Annotated in this window: 2 protein-coding genes; both read right to left on the minus strand. The window is 32.6% G+C overall.

Annotated features, from left to right (window positions below; all coding sequences use genetic code 11):
* Positions 1 to 108: 108 nt before the first annotated feature.
* Positions 109 to 957 carry an IS3 family transposase gene (locus C8N41_RS16755; protein ID WP_249033299.1) on the minus strand — a complete coding sequence of 283 codons (849 nt, stop codon included), beginning with the start codon at positions 955 to 957 and terminating at the stop codon, positions 109 to 111.
* Entirely contained in the window at positions 903 to 1361 is a 459-nt protein-coding gene (locus tag C8N41_RS16760) for a helix-turn-helix domain-containing protein (RefSeq protein WP_249033298.1), read from the minus strand. The genes C8N41_RS16755 and C8N41_RS16760 overlap by 55 nt, the downstream gene beginning before the upstream one ends.
* Positions 1362 to 1416: the final 55 nt, after the last annotated feature.

Consider the following 1416-nt stretch of genomic DNA (forward strand, 5'->3'; position numbering starts at 1 on the left):
TGTATTATACTGAAATAGGTTGACTCTTTTTGGTTCAAATTTAGACGTTCAAAAGATTTTTTTTAAGCCGTTTAGAAGGCAAAAAAATAATTTGAACGAGGTCTGTTTTTAAATAGTAAGTTCAGGTAAATTTACATTATTTTTTCGATAGGATTTGTATTTAATGTTTGGATTTAGATGGACTTCAGCAGGTTTTCTTAGGTCCAGACTAAAATGTGTCCTTAGATTATTGTAAATATGGACAGCTTGCTCCGTCATTTTTTGAGCTAAATCGGTGTTTTTAATAGTTTGTTTTAAGCCGTATTCGTATTTAAGTGTTCTATTAATACGTTCAGCAACAGCGTTTTCATAAGGGTCGTATTGTTCAGTCATACTCATTGTTATTCCGTTACTTTCGGCAAACTCGGTATATTTAGGATTGCAGTATTGAAACCCTCTATCTGAGTGATGAATAAGCTTTTGTTTAGGATATTTTCTATTTTTAATAGCCATAGCAAGCGCATCTTTACAAAGCGATGTTCTCATATGGTTATCGAGTTTATAGCCCATAATTTGCTTAGAATAGGCGTCTGTGACTAAAGCTAGATAGTTGTGCCCATTTTCTGTTTTAATATAAGTGATATCGCTAACCCAAAGTTGTTCAGGACGAGTAGGAACGTGGTCTTTTACGAGGTTCTTATATTTTTTGTACATATGGTTTGAGTTTGTAGTTGTGATGTAATTTTTAGTTTTAGGAATCAAAAGATTATTTAGTCTGAGGAATCGATAGAACTTGTCTCTACCAATTTTAATATCAGCGTTTATAAAGTCCTGTTTTAGTTCTTTATGTAGCTTAATTCCACCAGTTTTAGAGCCTACTTTTTTACGGTAGTCCTTGACCATTTTCATTAGCTTCTGATGGTCTACTTCTTGTTTTTGTTGGGTTTTGAGTCTTTTGTAAAAGGCTTGTTTAGATATCCCAAAACATCCATAGAGCCATTTTCTTTTATACGCTGTTTTTTCTTTAGCTCTATCTCTTTTGCTAATGTTTTGGGCAATGACTTTTTTGACATATCAACGCCTGTAATAAGTTCCATATCCGCGATAATGTCTTGTTGAAAGTCTTTTTGAAACTCAAGTTCTTCAATCTTTTCCTTTAACTTTTTAATTTCATCGTTTTTACTCATACCTGTATTTTGTTGTACTAAGGTACTGTATTTTCTTAACCAATAGGAAATGGTTGTTCTGGGAACGTCGTATTTTTTAGAAGCTTGGTTGTTTGAAAGCTGACCATTTAAGATTTGGTCAACGACTAAAAGTTTGGTTTCTAAAGTGGCTTTTTGGTAGCTTTTTTTTCGCCAGTGTTCATTTGTTGTTTTCATAAGTGACTGTAATTAATTGCTTAATTTTTAGTCAACCTATTTCAGGAAAGTTCAT

Origin of the sequence: Winogradskyella sediminis (assembly GCF_003387355.1) — a bacterium.
Taxonomy (GTDB): Bacteria; Bacteroidota; Bacteroidia; order Flavobacteriales; family Flavobacteriaceae; genus Winogradskyella; species Winogradskyella sediminis.

Bases quoted from the DNA above. Each gene is read 5' to 3' on its own strand.
- C8N41_RS16760 (WP_249033298.1), bottom strand. From the start codon at position 1,361: ATGAAAACAACAAATGAACACTGGCGAAAAAAAAGCTACCAAAAAGCC.